Source organism: Micromonospora sp. AP08 (assembly GCF_008085935.1).
GTDB classification, from domain to species: domain Bacteria; phylum Actinomycetota; class Actinomycetes; order Mycobacteriales; family Micromonosporaceae; genus Micromonospora; species Micromonospora chersina.
In genome coordinates, this window is record NZ_VSEZ01000011.1 from 175553 (window position 1) to 190625 (window position 15073).

27 protein-coding genes are annotated in these 15073 nt (G+C 68.5%); 1 reads left to right on the top strand and 26 read right to left on the bottom strand.

Going from position 1 to position 15073, the window contains the following annotated elements; genetic code table 11:
- Positions 1-14: 14 nt before the first annotated feature.
- The 5 genes from infA to secY all read right to left on the bottom strand — a co-directional run bounded on the left by infA (position 15) and on the right by secY (position 4061).
- Positions 15-236, bottom strand: coding sequence for a translation initiation factor IF-1 (gene infA / locus FXF50_RS19965; protein ID WP_007073013.1), 222 nt, complete (start codon positions 234-236; stop codon positions 15-17).
- 271 nt (positions 237-507) lie between these two features.
- Positions 508-1011: a DUF1707 domain-containing protein gene (locus FXF50_RS19970; protein ID WP_255510121.1), complete on the bottom strand. Its 504-nt coding sequence runs from the start codon at positions 1009-1011 to the stop codon at positions 508-510.
- A gap of 128 nt (positions 1012-1139) precedes the next feature.
- Positions 1140-1991: a type I methionyl aminopeptidase gene (gene map / locus FXF50_RS19975; protein ID WP_148430070.1), complete on the bottom strand. Its 852-nt coding sequence runs from the start codon at positions 1989-1991 to the stop codon at positions 1140-1142.
- A gap of 90 nt (positions 1992-2081) precedes the next feature.
- The gene (locus FXF50_RS19980) at positions 2082-2735 is read right to left on the bottom strand and encodes an adenylate kinase (RefSeq protein WP_089012511.1); all 654 of its coding nucleotides are present in this window, start codon (positions 2733-2735) and stop codon (positions 2082-2084) included.
- On the bottom strand, positions 2736-4061 hold the full coding sequence (gene secY / locus FXF50_RS19985; protein ID WP_148430073.1) for a preprotein translocase subunit SecY: 1326 nt from the start codon (positions 4059-4061) through the stop codon (positions 2736-2738).
- Positions 4062-4581: 520 nt separating this feature from the next.
- Between secY and FXF50_RS19990 the strand changes: the two genes are divergently transcribed.
- The gene (locus tag FXF50_RS19990; protein ID WP_148430075.1) at positions 4582-4974 is read left to right on the top strand and encodes a hypothetical protein; all 393 of its coding nucleotides are present in this window, start codon (positions 4582-4584) and stop codon (positions 4972-4974) included.
- Between the two features lie 149 nt (positions 4975-5123).
- Here FXF50_RS19990 and rplO read toward each other — a convergent pair whose 3' ends face one another.
- The 21 genes from rplO to rpsJ form a co-directional block, all read right to left on the bottom strand.
- A complete protein-coding gene (rplO, locus tag FXF50_RS19995) occupies positions 5124-5567 on the bottom strand; it encodes a 50S ribosomal protein L15 (RefSeq protein ID WP_091317986.1) in 444 nt (147 codons plus the stop codon).
- A complete protein-coding gene (gene rpmD, locus FXF50_RS20000; RefSeq protein ID WP_013473693.1) occupies positions 5567-5749 on the bottom strand; it encodes a 50S ribosomal protein L30 in 183 nt (60 codons plus the stop codon). Before rpmD ends, rplO begins: the two co-directional genes overlap by 1 nt.
- Positions 5749-6363, bottom strand: coding sequence for a 30S ribosomal protein S5 (gene rpsE / locus FXF50_RS20005; RefSeq protein ID WP_091262790.1), 615 nt, complete (start codon positions 6361-6363; stop codon positions 5749-5751). The genes rpmD and rpsE overlap by 1 nt, the downstream gene beginning before the upstream one ends.
- A 33-nt stretch (positions 6364-6396) precedes the next feature.
- The gene (rplR, locus tag FXF50_RS20010; protein WP_148430077.1) at positions 6397-6786 is read right to left on the bottom strand and encodes a 50S ribosomal protein L18; all 390 of its coding nucleotides are present in this window, start codon (positions 6784-6786) and stop codon (positions 6397-6399) included.
- Positions 6783-7325, bottom strand: coding sequence for a 50S ribosomal protein L6 (gene rplF / locus FXF50_RS20015; protein WP_148430078.1), 543 nt, complete (start codon positions 7323-7325; stop codon positions 6783-6785). The genes rplR and rplF overlap by 4 nt, the downstream gene beginning before the upstream one ends.
- A 16-nt stretch (positions 7326-7341) precedes the next feature.
- Complete coding sequence (gene rpsH, locus FXF50_RS20020) at positions 7342-7749, bottom strand: 30S ribosomal protein S8 (RefSeq protein ID WP_148430080.1); 408 nt, start codon at positions 7747-7749, stop codon at positions 7342-7344.
- A gap of 96 nt (positions 7750-7845) precedes the next feature.
- Positions 7846-8031, bottom strand: coding sequence for a type Z 30S ribosomal protein S14 (locus tag FXF50_RS20025; protein ID WP_007073023.1), 186 nt, complete (start codon positions 8029-8031; stop codon positions 7846-7848).
- 1 nt (position 8032) lies between these two features.
- On the bottom strand, positions 8033-8602 hold the full coding sequence (gene rplE / locus FXF50_RS20030) for a 50S ribosomal protein L5 (RefSeq protein WP_148430082.1): 570 nt from the start codon (positions 8600-8602) through the stop codon (positions 8033-8035).
- Positions 8602-8922, bottom strand: coding sequence for a 50S ribosomal protein L24 (gene rplX / locus FXF50_RS20035; RefSeq protein WP_007465276.1), 321 nt, complete (start codon positions 8920-8922; stop codon positions 8602-8604). Before rplX ends, rplE begins: the two co-directional genes overlap by 1 nt.
- Complete coding sequence (gene rplN / locus FXF50_RS20040) at positions 8919-9287, bottom strand: 50S ribosomal protein L14 (RefSeq protein WP_007073026.1); 369 nt, start codon at positions 9285-9287, stop codon at positions 8919-8921. Before rplN ends, rplX begins: the two co-directional genes overlap by 4 nt.
- Before the next feature lie 98 nt (positions 9288-9385).
- A complete protein-coding gene (gene rpsQ, locus FXF50_RS20045) occupies positions 9386-9661 on the bottom strand; it encodes a 30S ribosomal protein S17 (protein WP_148430084.1) in 276 nt (91 codons plus the stop codon).
- Complete coding sequence (gene rpmC / locus FXF50_RS20050; protein WP_013288628.1) at positions 9658-9894, bottom strand: 50S ribosomal protein L29; 237 nt, start codon at positions 9892-9894, stop codon at positions 9658-9660. The genes rpsQ and rpmC overlap by 4 nt, the downstream gene beginning before the upstream one ends.
- Entirely contained in the window at positions 9894-10319 is a 426-nt protein-coding gene (gene rplP, locus FXF50_RS20055) for a 50S ribosomal protein L16 (RefSeq protein ID WP_073834927.1), read from the bottom strand. The genes rpmC and rplP overlap by 1 nt, the downstream gene beginning before the upstream one ends.
- Before the next feature lie 3 nt (positions 10320-10322).
- Complete coding sequence (gene rpsC, locus FXF50_RS20060) at positions 10323-11195, bottom strand: 30S ribosomal protein S3 (protein WP_091262800.1); 873 nt, start codon at positions 11193-11195, stop codon at positions 10323-10325.
- Positions 11195-11650 carry a 50S ribosomal protein L22 gene (rplV, locus tag FXF50_RS20065; RefSeq protein ID WP_073834929.1) on the bottom strand — a complete coding sequence of 152 codons (456 nt, stop codon included), beginning with the start codon at positions 11648-11650 and terminating at the stop codon, positions 11195-11197. Before rplV ends, rpsC begins: the two co-directional genes overlap by 1 nt.
- 40 nt (positions 11651-11690) lie before the next feature.
- Positions 11691-11972: a 30S ribosomal protein S19 gene (gene rpsS, locus FXF50_RS20070; RefSeq protein WP_007073032.1), complete on the bottom strand. Its 282-nt coding sequence runs from the start codon at positions 11970-11972 to the stop codon at positions 11691-11693.
- Between the two features lie 12 nt (positions 11973-11984).
- Positions 11985-12824 (bottom strand): 50S ribosomal protein L2, encoded by an 840-nt coding sequence (gene rplB, locus FXF50_RS20075; RefSeq protein ID WP_091262802.1) that lies wholly within the window; start codon positions 12822-12824, stop codon positions 11985-11987.
- Between the two features lie 12 nt (positions 12825-12836).
- A complete protein-coding gene (rplW, locus tag FXF50_RS20080; RefSeq protein ID WP_073834931.1) occupies positions 12837-13139 on the bottom strand; it encodes a 50S ribosomal protein L23 in 303 nt (100 codons plus the stop codon).
- Positions 13136-13786, bottom strand: coding sequence for a 50S ribosomal protein L4 (rplD, locus tag FXF50_RS20085; RefSeq protein WP_148430087.1), 651 nt, complete (start codon positions 13784-13786; stop codon positions 13136-13138). Before rplD ends, rplW begins: the two co-directional genes overlap by 4 nt.
- On the bottom strand, positions 13783-14448 hold the full coding sequence (gene rplC, locus FXF50_RS20090) for a 50S ribosomal protein L3 (RefSeq protein WP_148430089.1): 666 nt from the start codon (positions 14446-14448) through the stop codon (positions 13783-13785). The genes rplD and rplC overlap by 4 nt, the downstream gene beginning before the upstream one ends.
- Before the next feature lie 11 nt (positions 14449-14459).
- Entirely contained in the window at positions 14460-14768 is a 309-nt protein-coding gene (rpsJ, locus tag FXF50_RS20095; RefSeq protein ID WP_007073037.1) for a 30S ribosomal protein S10, read from the bottom strand.
- Positions 14769-15073 lie beyond the last annotated feature (305 nt).

Below are 15073 nucleotides of genomic sequence, written 5' to 3' on the forward strand. Positions count from 1 at the left end.
GGCCGTCGTCAGGCTTACTTGTAGCGGTAGACGATGCGCCCGCGGGTCAGGTCGTACGGCGAGAGTTCGACGACGACCCGGTCCTCCGGCAGGATGCGGATGTAGTGCTGCCGCATCTTGCCGCTGATGTGAGCCAGCACCTTGTGGCCGTTCGCGAGCTCCACCCGGAACATGGCGTTCGGCAGGGGCTCGATGACCCGACCCTCGATCTCGATGGCTCCGTCTTTTTTCGGCATGTCCTCCGCTGTCCTGACGTCGGTTGCTCCGGACGGCCCACAACGTCTTACACGGGCTCCGGCGAGATTCGCCGAGCCCGAGCCAGCCGCGGCTCCGACTCCCACCGAAGCGCAGGGTGGGCATGCCGGAGTGGACGCTGTGCGCCGATCTGAAAGTGTACGCCCGCCTGCGCGCCGTCGCCAAACCGGCCACCCGGTCGGTCGCCCCGACGGAGGACATTCGCCAGGCACCGCCGGCCGGCTGTGGCGCCGGCCACAGCCGGTCCCCGGTTCAGCGGCGCCGGCGACGGTCCCGCCGGGCCCGGCCACGCCGCTCGACCGGGCGCCACCCGTGGTCGCCGCCGCCAAGGGTACGCATCAGCAGGAAGAAGCCCCACGGCCCGATGGCCCAGACCGGCCAGTAGTGCCCGAGGTGCCCCGAACCGAGCGAGGCGAACAACCAGATCGCGGTGAGGATCGCGGCGACCCGCAGCCACGGCGACCAGATCGCGAGCAGCCCGCTGGCGCCGCGCCCGCTCGCCACGACCGTCCCACCGGCGTCGGTGGCCGCGGGCGGCGCCGCCGAGGCCACCGCGGCACGGTGCGGGGGTGTCGTCCCCGGCAGGTCGGCCACCACCGCGTCCAGGTCGGCGTAGGTCTTCGCCCCGTACGCCCGGACCAGCCGCTCGTCGTACTCGTGCAGGTCGAGCCGGCCCTCCTCCAGAGCCACCCGGAGCCGCTCCGCCGTGGCCTCCCGGTCGGCGTCGGCCGCCCGCATCCCGCTCCGCCCGTCCATGAGGGCAAGCATGCCACCGCCCCGCCAACGTCCGCCGCCTCGCCCGAGCCGGACTGCCGGGGCAGAACCTCGCAAGCGGACCGGAACCTCCGGGGCGCGCAGGAACGTCGCGGGCGGGCGGCTCCCCCTCAGACGGCCGGGGAGTCCGCCGGCTGGCGGGCGGTGACCAGCTCGCCGAGCCGGGCGCGGCCGCCGTCCTCGGCGGTCAGCACCCAGACGCCGTCGTCCAGCAGCGCCATCGAGTGCTCCACGTGCACCGCCATCGACCGGTCGCGGGTCACCACGGTCCAGCCGTCGGACAGCTCCACGGTGCGCGGGTTGCCCATGGTGATCATCGGCTCGATGGCCAGCGCCAGGCCGGGCACGAGCCGGGGGCCCTTGCCCGGGCGCCCGTGGTTGAGGACGTGCGGGTCCTGGTGCATCTCGGTGCCGATGCCGTGCCCGCCGTAGCCGTCGACGATGCCGTACCGGCCGCCCTGGCGGACCGCGGTCTCCACCGCGTGGGAGATGTCGGTGAGCCGGCCCTTGCCGCTGGCCGCGCCCCGCGCCGCGGCCGCGATGCCGGCCCACATGGCGTCCTCGGCGACCGCGGCCATCTTCAGCAGGGCCGGGTCGACCTCGCCGACGCCGACTGTGATGGCCGCGTCGCCGTGCCAGCCGTTGAGCACCGCCCCGCAGTCGATCGAGATCAGGTCGCCGTCGCGGAGCACCTGGGTCGACGACGGGATGGCGTGCACCACCTGCTCGTTGACCGAGGAGCAGATCGACGCCGGGAAGCCGTGGTAGCCCTTGAACGAGGGGATGGCGCCGGCCTCGCGGATGGTGGCCTCGGCGATCGCGTCGAGGTCGGCGGTGGTGACGCCGGGGGCGACCGCCTCCCGCATCCGGCGCAGCGCGCGGGCGACCACCAGACCGGCGGCCCGCATCAGCTCGATCTGCTCGGGGGTCTTCAGCTGGATGTCCAGCTGGGGACGACGCATGGAGGCGTTTACCTTTCGTTGCGCGGAACAGCGGGGCACGTCGCACGTACCCCGCTGTTCGCACTCTATCCGCCGGAATCCGGCGGGACGTCAGCCGCCGTACGAGCGGAGGGCGTCGATGGCGCGGACGGTGACGTCCTCCACCGGCCCGGTCGCGTCGATGCCGACGAGCTTGCCCTGGGCGCCGTAGTAGTCGACCAGCGGCGCGGTCTTCTCGGCGTACTCCCGCAGCCGGGCCGCGATGGTCTCCGGCTTGTCGTCGTCCCGCTGGAACAGCTCGGCCCCGCAGCGGTCGCAGACGCCCTCACGGGTGGTGGCGTCGAACTCGACGTGCCAGATCTTGCCGCAGCCGCGGCAGGTGCGCCGGCCGGACAGCCGCCGGATCACCTCGTCGTCGTCGACGACCAGCTCCAGCACCAGGTCCAGCGCCGTGCCGAGGTCGGCGAGGAGCTTGTCCAGCGCGGCGGCCTGCGGCGTCGTACGCGGGAAGCCGTCGAGGAGAAAGCCCTCGGCGGCGTCCGGCTCGGCGAGCCGGTCCCGCACCATGTTGATGGTGACCTCGTCCGGGACCAGCTTGCCGGCGTCCATGTACCGCTTGGCCTCGACCCCCAGGGGCGTGCCCTGGGAGACGTTCGCCCGGAAGATGTCCCCGGTCGAGATCTTCGGCACCGAGAGGTGAGCGGCGATGAACTCCGCCTGCGTGCCCTTGCCCGCGCCCGGCGGGCCAACCAGAACGAGTCGCATCTACCGCAGGAACCCTTCGTAGTTCCGCTGCATGAGTTGGCTCTCGATCTGCTTCACGGTCTCCAGACCGACGCCGACCATGATGAGCACAGCGGTGCCGCCGAACGGGAAGTTCTGGAACTGCTGGTTCGCGAGCCAGATGAAGAAGAAGTTCGGCAGGACCGCGACGATGCCCAGGTAGAGCGCGCCCGGCAGGGTGATCCGGCTGAGGATGTAGTCAAGGTACTCGGCGGTCGGCTTGCCGGGGCGGATGCCCGGCACGAAGCCGCCGTACTTCTTCATGTTGTCCGCGACCTCGGTCGGGTTGAACGTGATCGACACGTAGAAGTAGGTGAAGAAGATGATCAGCAGGAAGTAGATCGCGATGTGCTCCGGCGCGCTCGCCTTCACGATGTGGTTCTGGATCCAGGCCTGGGTCTTGCCCGGGTTGTTCTGGTCGAAGAACTGGAGGGCGAGCTGCGGCAGGTAGAGCAGCGACGAGGCGAAGATGACCGGGATGACGCCGGCCTGGTTCACCTTGAGCGGGATGTAGGTGGACGTGCCCCCGTACATCCGCCGCCCGATCATGCGCTTGGCGTACTGCACCGGGATCCGGCGCTGGGCCTGCTCGATGAAGGTGACCGCGGTGATGACCAGCAGGACCAGGACGATTACCAGGGCGAACCAGCCCCAGCCCTTCTGGGTCTTGATCTTCCAGCCCTCGCTGGGGAGCCGGGCCGCGATCGAGGTGAAGATCAGCACGGACATGCCGTTGCCGACGCCCCGGTCGGTGATCAGCTCACCGAGCCACATCACCACGCCGGTGCCGGCGGTCATCGTCATGACCAGGATGGTCAGCGTCAGCCAGTCCGGGATGCCGGTGCCCCGCGGGACGATCGGGAACTGGTCGCACTGGTTGTTGAAGAGCTGGCCCGAGCGCGCCAGCGCCACGAACGCCGAGGACTGGAGGATGCCCAGACCCAGCGTCAGGTAGCGGGTGTACTGGGTGATCTTCGCCTGGCCGGCCTGACCCTCCTTGCGGAGCTGCTCCAGACGCGGGATGACCACGGTCAGCAGCTGCAGGATGATCGACGCGGTGATGTAGGGCATGATGCCCAGCGCGAAGACCGAGAGCTGGAGCAGCGCCCCCCCGGAGAAGAGGTCCAGCAGGCTGAGCACACCACTCGTGTTCTGGGTGGCCTCCAGACACTTCTGCACGTTGCCGTACGAGACGCCCGGGCTGGGCAGCGTGGCACCCAGCCGGTAGACAGCGATGATGCCTACTGTGAACAGCAGCTTCTTGCGCAGGTCAGGCGTACGGAACGCACTGAGAAAGGCGGACAGCAACTGAATCCTCCTGCGCGGAAGGCCCTTCGACCTCGTGGATCAGAAGCCGGGGGGCACGGTCGGGCTGGCGACGGAGTCACGTCGCCGACGAGACACCCTAACAGGCTGGTCCACCAGTTCGCCATGACGGCCAAGACCTGCGGCGATGAGAGCGGCAGAGGGTTCGAGCCGGCCCACAGGGGGTTGCGCAGACACTTCGACACCGTCCTCGACCAGCAGTGCGCCCCTTGGCCGGCCGGCACCCAGGCGCGGGCCCAGCCAGCCGGTTGGCGCAGAGCCATGACTGCGCCGGCCGGAAGTGCCGCTTGGTGAAAGGACCGCTGAAGTGCGGGCGAAGTGTGTTACAGCAATAGGTCGACAAAATTTCTTTATCACAACTTGCCCAGACGAGATGGCCCGCCCGTCATTTTCGACGAAAGAACGCATCCCGGGCGAATGGCATATCCATTGATCGTGGTTGACCTAAGCGGCGGCCGGAATGTAAGTTCCTCCGCAAGCTCACATCACGGGAGGATGCACAATGACTATCGGCCGCACCTTCAAAAGGGTTTTCATGGCTGGGACGCTGATCCTTGGAGGACTCGCACTCACGCCTGCTTCGCCCGCTTCTGCTGCTGGCTGCGAGCTGCACATCGGCACCACCTATAAGAGTGGCAGCCAGATTGTCGGTTATGGCAGCCAGGCAAATTGCGGCAGCTCGGGTGTCTCTTACCTGCGGATCCAGAAGCAAACGTGCATCGGCTGCTGGTCAACTCTGAAGACGGTCAGCCTCACCGGCTCCGGATTCGACAAGTACATCTACTACAACTGCTCTGGGACCGGCACCCAGACCTACCGCACGACCCACTCCGGGGACACCATCGGTGGTGGCTTCAAGTTCAAGGAGTCCAACCACATTCGAGTTTCCTGCTAGCAACCGCAGCACCGTCCTCTGAGCACAAAGAAGGTGATGCCGGCGAGGCATCACCTTCTTTGCAGTGCCCTATGTCAGAGGATGTCGCCAAGCGACAAGCGGGTGCCCGCCCAATCCAGGGATTGGGCGGGCACCCGGGTAATGGCCTGCTACAGCTCGGTGACCGAGCCGCCGGCCGCGGTGATCTTCTCCTTGGCCGACGCGCTGAACGCGTGCGCCGACACCTGGAGAGCCACGCCGCCGAGGTCGCCGGTGCCGAGCACCTTGACCGGCTGGCCCTTGCGGACCGCACCGGCCTCGACCAGCTCGGCCGGGCCGACCTGGCCGCCGTTCGGGAAGAGCTCGGCGAGCCGGTCCAGGTTGACCACCTGGAAGACGACCTTGAACTTGTTCTTGAAGCCCTTCAGCTTCGGCAGGCGCATGTGGATGGGCATCTGCCCACCCTCGAACGCCGCCGAGATGTTCTTCCGGGCCTTGGAACCCTTGGTACCGCGACCGGCGGTCTTGCCCTTCGAGCCCTCACCGCGACCCACGCGGGTCTTGTCGGTCTTGGCTCCGGGCGCCGGGCGCAGGTGGTGCACCTTGATCGTCATTACTCGACCTCCTCGACCTTCACGAGGTGGTTGACCGTGAAGATCATGCCCCGGATCTCCGGCCGGTCCTCCTTGACCACCACGTCGTTGATCCGCTTGAGACCGAGCGAACGCAGCGAGTCACGCTGGTTCTTCTTGGTCCCGATCTCGGACCGGACCTGGGTGACCTTCAGGCGTGCCATCAGGACGCCACCCCCGCCCGCGACGCCAGCATGGCGGCCGGCGCGACGTCCTCGACCGGCAGGCCACGACGGGCCGCGACCTGCTCCGGCGACTCGAGCGCCTTCAGGGCCGCCACCGTGGCGTGCACGATGTTGATCGGGTTCGACGAGCCGAGGCTCTTGGAGAGCACGTCGTGGATGCCCGCGCACTCCAGCACGGCACGCACCGGACCGCCGGCGATGACACCCGTACCGGCCGAGGCCGGCTTGAGCAGCACCACACCGGCCGCGTCCTCGCCCTGCACCGGGTGCGGGATCGACTGACCGATCCGCGGCACCTTGAAGAAGTGCTTCTTGGCCTCCTCGACACCCTTGGCGATCGCCGCGGGCACCTCCTTGGCCTTTCCGTAGCCCACACCGACGGTGCCGTCGCCGTCGCCCACGATCACCAGGGCGGTGAAGCTGAAGCGACGACCACCCTTCACGACCTTGGCGACGCGGTTGATCGCGACGACCCGCTCGAGGTGCGGGGTCTTCTCGACGGGCGCGTTTCCGCGGCCGCCCTCACGGCGGTTGTCGCGGCGACCACCCTCGTTGCCACCGGACCCGCCGCCACGGCGCTGTTGACCTGGCATCAGCAGCCTTCCTTCTCTCTCGTGACGGGGTTTCTAGAACTCGAGCCCGGCTTCGCGGGCGGCGTCGGCAAGCGCGGCGACCCGCCCCGCGTACCGGTTGCCACCGCGGTCGAAGACGACCTTCGAGACGCCGACGGCCTTGGCCCGCTCGGCGAGCAGGGCGCCGACCTTGCCGGCCAGGGCGCTCTTGTCGCCCTCGACGCCGCGCAGCGAGGCGTCCATGGTCGAGGCCGACGCCAGGGTGTGACCCTTGGTGTCGTCCACGATCTGGGCGACCATGTGCCGCAGGGAGCGGGTGACGACCAGGCGGGGACGCTCGGTGGTGCCGCTGACGTTCTTGCGGACCCGGAAGTGCCGGCGCGCACGCCCGACGGCACGCTTGGCGGCGACGCCGCGGCGGCGCTTGAGCAGCGTGGCGCTCACTTCTTACCTGCCTTTCCAGCCTTGCGGCGGATGACCTCGCCCTGGTACTTCACGCCCTTGCCCTTGTAGGGCTCCGGCGGGCGGATCTTCCGGATGTTGGCGGCGACCTCGCCGACCTGCTGCTTGTCGATGCCGGCCACGTGGAACAGCGTCGGCCGCTCCACCGTGAAGGTGATGCCCTCCGGGGCCGGGACCAGCACCGGGTGCGAGAACCCGAGGGCGAACTCGAGGTCCTTGCCCTTGGCGGTCACGCGGTAACCGGTACCGGCGATCTCGAGGCTCTTGCGGTAGCCCTCGGTCACGCCGACGATCATGTTGGCCACCAGCGTACGGCTCAGGCCGTGCAGCTCCTTGGCCTTGCGCTCGTCGTTGGGCCGGTTGACGTGCACCTGGCCGTCCTCGGCGCGCTCCGCCGTGATGGGCTCGGCGAGCGTGTGCGACAGCTCGCCCTTGGGGCCCTTGACCTTGACGGTCTGGCCGTCGATGGTGATCTCGACGCCGGCTGGCACCGGGATCGACTTACGTCCAATACGCGACATTTCTACCTGTCTCCCGTTACCAGACGAAGGCGAGGACTTCCCCGCCAACGCTCCGCTTGCGGGCCTGCCGGTCGGTGAGCAGCCCCTGGGACGTCGAAATGATCGCCACGCCCAGCCCGCCGAGCACCCGCGGGAGCCCGTCCGACTTGGCGTACACCCGGAGACCGGGCTTGGACACGCGCTTGATGCCGGCCAGGCTCCGCTCCCGGTTCTGGCCGTACTTCAGCTCGACGACCAGTCGCTTGCCGACGGCGCCCTCCTCGGGCTCCTCGACCGACCAGGCGGCGACATAACCCTCGGCCTTGAGGACCTCGGCGATGTTCGCCTTGATCTTCGAGTAGGGCATCGTCACCCGGTCGTGGTACGCCTGGTTGGCGTTACGCAGACGCGTGAGCATGTCTGCGATCGGGTCGGTCATCGTCATGAAATTCGTCAACCTTTCTCGCCGGGGTTCCCCGGGCCAGGCCCGGGGCCTACGGCGAAGAGACAGTTCAGCTGACGCGCGAAGCGCGCCGGGCTATTACCAGGAAGCCTTGGACACGCCGGGCAGCTCACCGCGGTGGGCCATCTCCCGGATGCACACCCGGCAGAGACCGAACTTGCGGTAGACCGCCTTCGGACGCCCGCACCGCTGGCAGCGGGTGTACGCGCGAACCGAGAACTTCGGCTTCGCGGCCGCCTTGAGGATCAGCGCCTTCTTGGCCATCTCAGTTCTCCTTGAACGGGAAGCCCAGGAGCTTGAGCAGCGCCCGGCCCTCGTCGTCGGTCGTGGCGGTCGTGACCACCGTGATGTCCATGCCCCGCTGGCGATCGATCTTGTCCTGGTCGATCTCGTGGAACACCGACTGCTCGGTCAGACCGAACGTGTAGTTGCCGTGGCCGTCGAGCTTGCGCCCGTCCAGGCCGCGGAAGTCACGGATACGCGGCAGCGCGATCGAGAGCAGCCGGTCCAGGAACTCCCACATCCGGTCGCCGCGCAGGGTGACCTTCGCGCCGATCGGCATGCCCTCGCGGAGCTTGAACTGCGCGATGGACTTGGTCGCCCGACGCACCAGCGGCTTCTGGCCGGTGATGGTCGCCAGGTCGCGGACCGCGCCGTCGATCAGCTTGGCGTCGCGAGCAGCCTCGCCGACACCCATGTTGACGACGATCTTGACGAGCCCGGGCACCTGCATGGGGTTGCCGTAGCTGTACTGCTCCTGCAGCTTCGCCACGACCTCGTTGCGGTACCGCTCCTTGAGGCGCGGCAGGGTCTTGATTTCGGTAGCCGTGGTCATCAGAGGTCCTTACCGGTGCTACGCGCGATGCGGACCTTCTGGCCGTTGTCGTCGATCCGGTAACCGACCCGGGTCGGCTTGCCGTCGGAGTCCAGGACCTGCACGTTCGAGACGTGGATCGGGGCCTCCTGGGTGACGATGCCACCGGTCTTGGCGCCACGCTGGGTGGTGCTGATGCGAGTGTGCTTCTTGACCCGGTTCACGCCCTCGACCAGGACCTTGTCCTGCCGCGGGTAGGCCGCGATGACCTTACCCTTGGCACCCTTGTCCTTGCCGGCGATGACGACGACCGTGTCGCCCTTCTTGACCTTCACGGTCACAACACCTCCGGCGCGAGAGAGATGATCTTCATGAACCGCTTGTCCCGCAGCTCGCGGCCCACCGGGCCGAAGATGCGGGTACCGCGCGGGTCCCCACCGTCCTTGATGATGACGGCGGCGTTCTCGTCGAAGCGGATGTACGAGCCGTCCGGCCGCCGCTTCTCCTTGGCGGTGCGAACGACGACGGCCTTGACGACGTCGCCCTTCTTCACACCGGCACCGGGGATCGCGTCCTTGACCGTGGCCACGATGACGTCGCCGATGCTCGCGTAGCGCCGACCGGAGCCACCGAGAACCCGGATGCACAGGATCTCCCGGGCACCCGTGTTGTCGGCGACGCGCAGTCGCGACTCCTGCTGAATCACGTCTATCTCCTATGTCTGCCGGTTCTCCGGCCGCCCGGGGGCGGCCGGAGCCTGGCGGAACCTGCGCCCGACCGAACCCGGCCGAGCTCGAGCCTTCGCTACTTGGCCTTCTCGAGGATCTCCACGAGCCGCCACCGCTTGGTGGCGGACAGCGGCCGGGTCTCCATGATCAGGACCCGGTCGCCGATGCCGGCCGAGTTCTGCTCGTCGTGGACCTTCAGCTTGCTGGTCCGGCGCATGATCTTGCCGTACAGCGCGTGCTTGACCCGGTCCTCGACCTCGACCACGACGGTCTTTTCCATCTTGTCGCTGACCACGAGGCCCTCACGCACCTTGCGGCTGGCCCGCGCGGTGGCGGCGGTGTTCTCACTCATGATGCAGTCACCTCAGTCGGCGCGGCCGAGAGACCCAGCTCACGCTCACGCATGATCGTGTAGATCCGGGCGATCTCCCGACGGATGACCTGCAGCCGCCGGTTGTTGTCGAGCTGCCCGGTTGCGGCCTGCACGCGGAGGTTGAACAGCTCCGCCTTGGCCTCGCGCAGCTTCGTGACCAGCTCCTCCTCGGAGAGCTCACGCAGCTCGGAAGGCTTGACGCCAGCTGCCATCAGGATTCACCCACTTCGCGCGTAACAATGCGGCACTTCATCGGGAGCTTGTGGATCGCGCGACGCATCGCCTCTCGCGCGATCTGCTCGTTGGGGAAGGACATCTCGAAGAGAACCCGCCCCGGCTTGACGTTGGCGACCCACCACTCGGGCGAACCCTTACCGGAACCCATCCGGGTCTCGGCCGGCTTCTTGGTGAGGGCCTGGTCCGGGAAGATCGTGATCCAGACCTTGCCGCCACGCTTGATGTGACGGGTCATCGCGATACGCGCCGACTCGATCTGGCGGTTGGTCACGTACGCCGGCTCGAGAGCCTGGATCCCGAACTCGCCGAACACCACCCGGTTACCACCCTTGGACGCGCCGTGGCGGTCCGGGTGGTGCGGCTTGCGGAAGCCCTTCGGGGGCTTGCGCGGCATCAGCATCTGTCAGCCCTCCTGCTGCGTTTCTGCCGGCTGGGTCGCGGCCGCGGCCACGGCTCCGGCGTCGACCGGCTCACCGGCCGGCGTCTCCGCCTGCTGCGCGATGGTGGTCGCGGCAGCACGGCCGGCCTCGGTGCCACCGGCGGTCGTACCCGACGAACCCGACCGGCCACGGCGCGGCCGCTCCGGCCGGTCGCCACGGTCGCGGCGCGGGCCGCGCGAGGGGGCGGCCTCGGCCGGGGCCTCGCGGCCCGGGACGGCGTCGCCCTTGTAGATCCAGACCTTCACGCCGATCCGGCCGAAGGTGGTACGGGCCTCGAAGAAGCCGTACTCGATGTTGGCCCGCAGCGTGTGCAGCGGAACCCGGCCCTCGCGGTAGAACTCGGTCCGGCTCATCTCGGCGCCGCCGAGACGGCCCGAGACCTGCACCCGGATGCCCTTGCAGACCGGGTTCTTCATCGCGGACTGCATCGCCTTGCGCATCGCCCGACGGAAGCTGACCCGGCTGGACAGCTGCTCGGCGACGCCCTGGGCGACCAGCTGCGCGTCCGACTCGGGGCTCTTCACCTCGATGATGTTCAGCTGGACCTGCTTGCCGGTGAGCTTCTCCAGCTCGCCGCGGATCCGGTCGGCCTCCGCACCCTTACGGCCGATGACGATGCCCGGCCGGGCGGTGTGGATGTCGACGCGGACCCGGTCCCGGGTGCGCTCGATGTCGACCTTGGAGATCCCGGCGCGCTCGAGGCCCTTGGACATCATCCGGCGGATCTTGACATCCTCGCCGATGTAGTCCTTGTAGAGCTTGTCCGCGAACCAGCGGGACTTCCAGTCGGTCGAGATGCCGAGCCGGAACCCAGTGGGGTGAACCTTCTGACCCATTACTCGGCACCTTCCGTCGTGCTCTGCCCCTCAGCGGCCTCGGCCTGCTTGGCCGGGGCGGCCTTCTTCGCCGACTTCTTCGGCGCGGCCGGCGCGACCGCCTCGACCGCCACGGTGATGTGGCAGGTCCGCTTGCGGATCCGGTACGCCCGGCCCTGCGCCCGCGGCCGGAACCGCTTCATGGTCGGGCCCTCGTCGACGAACGCCTCGCTGACGAGCAGCGCATCGGGGTCCAGCCGCTCGTTGTTCTCCGCGTTGGCGATCGCGCTCGCGAGCACCTTGTACACCTGCTCGCTCGCAGCCTGCGGCGCGAACTGCAGCACCGTGAGCGCCTCCTTCGCGGGCAGGCCGCGGACGAGGTTGACCACCCGGCGCGCCTTCATCGGCGAGATGCGCACGTGCCGCGCAACCGCCCGCGCGCCCGGAAGCACCGGAGCGTCGCCCTTTCCTGGCATCGCTGTAACCCCTTGTTCCTCTATCCGTATGCCCGCGGCGTCAGCGCCGGCGGCTCTTCCGGTCGTCCTTCTCGTGACCCTTGAACGTGCGGGTCAGCGCGAACTCGCCGAGCTTGTGCCCGACCATGGCCTCGGTCACGAAGACCGGGACGTGCTTACGTCCGTCGTGCACGGCGATCGTGTGACCCAGCATCTCCGGGATGATCGTCGAGCGGCGCGACCAGGTCTTGATGACGTTCTTCGAGCCCTTGTCGTTCTGCGTCTCCACCTTCTTGAGCAGGTGGTCGTCGACGAACGGGCCCTTCTTCAGGCTGCGAGGCATGTCTTATCTCCCTCAGCCGCGCTTACGCGTGGCGTAGCGGCGGCGGACGATCAGCCGGTCGCTCGGCTGGCCCTTACGACGGGTGCGGCCCTCGGGCTTACCCTGCGGGTTGACCGGGTGGCGACCACCGGAGGTCTTACCCTCACCACCACCGTGCGGGTGGTCGACCGGGTTCATGGCCACACCACGGACGGTCGGGCGCTTGCCCTTCCACCGCATCCGGCCGGCCTTACCCCAGTTGATGTTCGACTGGTCGGCGTTGCCGATCTCGCCGACGCTGGCGCGGCAGCGCACGTCGACGCGCCGGATCTCACCGGACGGCATGCGGAGGGTCGCGTACGCGCCCTCACGGCCGAGCAGCTGGATGCCGACGCCGGCCGAACGGGCCAGCTTGGCGCCGCCGCCCGGACGCAGCTCCACGTTGTGGATGGTGGTACCGACCGGGATGTTGCGCAGCGGCAGGTTGTTGCCCGGCTTGATGTCGGCGCTCGGCCCCGACTCCACCCGGTCGCCCTGCTTCAGGTCCTTCGGCGCGATGATGTAGCGCTTCTCGCCGTCGGCGTAGTGCAGCAGCGCGATGCGCGCGGTGCGGTTCGGGTCGTACTCGATGTGCGCGACCTTCGCCGGCACGCCGTCCTTGTCGACCCGCTTGAAGTCGATCAGGCGGTACTGCCGCTTGTGGCCGCCACCGTGGTGCCGGGTGGTGATCCGGCCGTGGGCGTTGCGTCCGCCCTTCTTCGGCAGCGGAGCCAGCAGCGACTTCTCCGGCGTCGACCGGGTGATCTCGGCGAAGTCGGCGACGCTCGAGCCACGCCGGCCCGGCGTCGTCGGCTTGTACTTACGGATAGCCATTGTCTACACCCCTCAGCTGACCGGGCCGCCGAAGGCCTCGATACGGTCACCGTCAGCCAGCTTCACGATCGCCCGCTTGGTCGCCTTGCGCTGACCGAAGCCGGTCTTGGTGCGCTTGCGCTTGCCCTCGCGGTTGAGCGTGTTGACCGTCAGGACGCGGACGTTGAAGATCTGCTGGATAGCGATCTTGATCTCGGTCTTGTTGGCGTCCGGGTGCACCAGGAAGGTGTACCAGTTCCGGTTCAGCTCGCTGTAGCTCTTCTCCGAGACGACCGGGGCGACGATGATGTCGCGCGGATCGGCGATCGTGCTCACTTGCCACCCTCCTCGGTGGTCTCGGCGGGAACGCCCAGGAACTCGTCCAGGGCCTCCTTCGTGAAGACCACGTCGTCGGCCACCAGCACGTCGTACGTGTTGAGCTGGCCGGCCTCGATCAGGTGCACCCGCGGCTCGTTGCGCAGCGACACCCAGTTCAGCTCGTCGGTGCTGCTCAGCACGACCAGGACCCGACGGGCCTCGGTCGCCTTCGTCAGCGTGGCCAGCGCGGCCTTGGTCGACGGCTTCTCGCCCGAGACGAACGCCTCGACGACGTGCACCTGGCCGGCGCGGGCCCGGTCGGAGAGGGCGCCACGCAGGGCGGCGGCCTTCATCTTCTTCGGGGTGCGCTGGCTGTAGTCGCGCGGCACCGGGCCGTGGACCACGCCACCGCCGGCGAACTGCGGCGCGCGGATCGAGCCCTGGCGGGCACGACCGGTGCCCTTCTGCTTGTACGGCTTCTTGCCTCCACCGGAGACCTCGCCGCGGGTCTTGGCCTTGTGCGTGCCCTGCCGGGCCGCCGCCAGCTGAGCCACCACGACCTGGTGCATCAGCGGGATGTTGGCCTGGACGTCGAAGATGTCGGCCGGCAGCTCGACGGAGCCGCTCTTGGCGCCTTCGACGTTGAGGACGTCAACGGTGGTCACTTGGCCGCACCGCCCTTCTTCACCTTGCTCTTGGCCGCGGTACGGACCAGGACCAGCGCGCCCTTGGGGCCGGGGATGGCGCCGCGGACGAGCAGGAGGTTGTTCTCGGTGTCGACCGCCTGGACGGTCAGGTTCTGGACGGTGTAGCGAACGCCACCCATCCGACCCGCCATCCGGGTGCCCTTGAAGACGCGACCCGGGGTCGCGCAGGCGCCGATCGAGCCCGGCGAGCGGTGCTTGCGCTCCACACCGTGGCTGGCGCGCAGACCGTGGAAGCCGTGCCGCTTCATCGGGCCGGCGTAGCCCTTGCCCTTGGTCTTGCCGGTGACGTCGATGGTCACGCCGGCCGGGAACTCCTCGACCGTGACCTCCTGGCCCGGCGCGTAGTCCGCGGCGTCGGAGGTGCGCAGCTCGACGATGTGCCGGCGCGGCGCGACGTCCGCCTTGGCGTAGTGCCCGGCGATCGGCTTCTTGACCTTGCGCGGGTCGATGGCCCCGTACGCCAGCTGGACCGCGGAGTAACCGTCCTTGTCGGCGCTACGAACCTGGCTCACGACGCACGGGCCGGCCTGAACCACGGTCACGGGAACAACGCGGTTGTTGTCCCAGACCTGGGTCATGCCGAGCTTTGCGCCCAGGATCCCCTTGACTTGCCTGTCCATTTGTCCGGTCCCTACAGCTTGATCTCGATGTCGACGCCAGCCGGCAGGTCGAGGCGCATGAGCGAGTCGACCGTCTTCGGGGTCGGGTCGATGATGTCGATCAGCCGCTTGTGCGTGCGCATCTCGAAGTGCTCGCGCGAGTCCTTGTACTTGTGCGGCGAGCGGATGACGCAGAAACGGTTGATCTCCGTGGGCAGCGGCACCGGGCCAGCGACCTGCGCCCCGGTACGCGTCACCGTCTCGACGATCTTCCGAGCCGAGGAGTCGACGACCTCGTGGTCATAGGCCTTGAGCCGGATGCGGATCTTCTGTCCCGCCATGGTGGCTTCTGTTCCTTCTCTCGATGCCGCTGTGTTGCGGGCGCCTGTACCGGCTGGCACAGGCCCACTTCGCCGACCCCCGCGGTCGGGCGTGTCGCGCCCGTGGGTCAGGCTCCGCCCCGGGACCCCGGAGCGATTTCCGACCACGCGGTGGGTCATGGCGCCGATCGCAGTGACCGCGACCTGGACGCCGCGCGAGGGTGGTTGACCGCCAGTGGCGATCAACCACCCTACGCGAGACTGTCTGCCTCCCGGAGGTCCAGCGTTAACCGGACGCGGGCGACCGACCGTCGTTACGCAACCTG

What these genes read in the sequence shown, in the direction of transcription:
- infA (WP_007073013.1), bottom strand. Translation starts at nt 236, where the DNA reads ATGCCGAAAAAAGACGGAGCCATCGAGATCGAGGGTCGGGTCATCGAG.
- FXF50_RS19970 (WP_255510121.1), bottom strand. Translation starts at nt 1,011, where the DNA reads ATGGACGGGCGGAGCGGGATGCGGGCGGCCGACGCCGACCGGGAGGCC.
- map (WP_148430070.1), bottom strand. Translation starts at nt 1,991, where the DNA reads ATGCGTCGTCCCCAGCTGGACATCCAGCTGAAGACCCCCGAGCAGATC.
- FXF50_RS19980 (WP_089012511.1), bottom strand. Translation starts at nt 2,735, where the DNA reads ATGCGACTCGTTCTGGTTGGCCCGCCGGGCGCGGGCAAGGGCACGCAG.
- FXF50_RS19990 (WP_148430075.1), top strand. Translation starts at nt 4,582, where the DNA reads ATGACTATCGGCCGCACCTTCAAAAGGGTTTTCATGGCTGGGACGCTG.
- rplO (WP_091317986.1), bottom strand. Translation starts at nt 5,567, where the DNA reads ATGACGATCAAGGTGCACCACCTGCGCCCGGCGCCCGGAGCCAAGACC.
- rpmD (WP_013473693.1), bottom strand. Translation starts at nt 5,749, where the DNA reads ATGGCACGCCTGAAGGTCACCCAGGTCCGGTCCGAGATCGGGACCAAG.
- rpsE (WP_091262790.1), bottom strand. Translation starts at nt 6,363, where the DNA reads ATGCCAGGTCAACAGCGCCGTGGCGGCGGGTCCGGTGGCAACGAGGGT.
- rplF (WP_148430078.1), bottom strand. Translation starts at nt 7,325, where the DNA reads ATGTCGCGTATTGGACGTAAGTCGATCCCGGTGCCAGCCGGCGTCGAG.
- rpsH (WP_148430080.1), bottom strand. Translation starts at nt 7,749, where the DNA reads ATGACGATGACCGACCCGATCGCAGACATGCTCACGCGTCTGCGTAAC.
- FXF50_RS20025 (WP_007073023.1), bottom strand. Translation starts at nt 8,031, where the DNA reads ATGGCCAAGAAGGCGCTGATCCTCAAGGCGGCCGCGAAGCCGAAGTTC.
- rplE (WP_148430082.1), bottom strand. Translation starts at nt 8,602, where the DNA reads ATGACCACGGCTACCGAAATCAAGACCCTGCCGCGCCTCAAGGAGCGG.
- rpsQ (WP_148430084.1), bottom strand. Translation starts at nt 9,661, where the DNA reads ATGAGTGAGAACACCGCCGCCACCGCGCGGGCCAGCCGCAAGGTGCGT.
- rpmC (WP_013288628.1), bottom strand. Translation starts at nt 9,894, where the DNA reads ATGGCAGCTGGCGTCAAGCCTTCCGAGCTGCGTGAGCTCTCCGAGGAG.
- rplP (WP_073834927.1), bottom strand. Translation starts at nt 10,319, where the DNA reads ATGCTGATGCCGCGCAAGCCCCCGAAGGGCTTCCGCAAGCCGCACCAC.
- rpsC (WP_091262800.1), bottom strand. Translation starts at nt 11,195, where the DNA reads ATGGGTCAGAAGGTTCACCCCACTGGGTTCCGGCTCGGCATCTCGACC.
- rplV (WP_073834929.1), bottom strand. Translation starts at nt 11,650, where the DNA reads ATGCCAGGAAAGGGCGACGCTCCGGTGCTTCCGGGCGCGCGGGCGGTT.
- rpsS (WP_007073032.1), bottom strand. Translation starts at nt 11,972, where the DNA reads ATGCCTCGCAGCCTGAAGAAGGGCCCGTTCGTCGACGACCACCTGCTC.
- rplB (WP_091262802.1), bottom strand. Translation starts at nt 12,824, where the DNA reads ATGGCTATCCGTAAGTACAAGCCGACGACGCCGGGCCGGCGTGGCTCG.
- rplC (WP_148430089.1), bottom strand. Translation starts at nt 14,448, where the DNA reads ATGGACAGGCAAGTCAAGGGGATCCTGGGCGCAAAGCTCGGCATGACC.
- rpsJ (WP_007073037.1), bottom strand. Translation starts at nt 14,768, where the DNA reads ATGGCGGGACAGAAGATCCGCATCCGGCTCAAGGCCTATGACCACGAG.